At 58.4% G+C, this 522-nt stretch carries 1 protein-coding gene; it reads right to left on the bottom strand.

What is annotated here, in order from left to right; genetic code table 11:
• A partial coding sequence (locus tag ACU8YC_RS26150; protein WP_446896137.1) for a DUF5131 family protein occupies positions 1-522 on the bottom strand: 522 nt, incomplete at both ends.

Here is a 522-nt window from a genome sequence, read left to right as displayed (position 1 = left end):
GCCCATTGGTCGAGCCTTTGGCCCTGACTCCCCTCCGGCAATTACCCAATGGAGCCCTTTCTTTTCGCCGGGCGCAGCGAGCCAATTTCGAAGGTCGGGCGGGCCGAGAAGTGGTTCGCAGGACACAAAACGTACTTGAGCCGGCAGACGCAAGGGCGCGGGAATACGCTCGTTCGCCCACTTTTGATCCTCTGCGGTAGTGCCGGGCCAGACATTCGCGGGCCACTTGCGCTTCCATGGAACCATGTCTTTGATCAATTCTGGTCGTTTTGTCAGCAACAACCAGTCCAAAGCCGGAGTTTCCTCGATCATGAGCCACAGCCGTTCACGCCAGGGATCTAGATCGCGTCGATCCTCGAAAACGACTGCCATTGAGGCACAGAAGACCCGGCGTCGTTGATTCTGCTTAATGGCTTCCCGATTCCACTCGTAAGGCACCTTCCAATGCGCGTCCGAGAAGAAGCGGCGTGGAGCATTTGGGCCCCAAAGGACGAGCGCAAGCCTTTGCGCCCAGCTATCGGC

The organism is Citrobacter sp. VF227 (assembly GCF_052950715.1).
The sequence above is the reverse complement of the archived record's forward strand: the minus strand, read 5'-3'. Positions and strand labels throughout refer to the sequence as shown.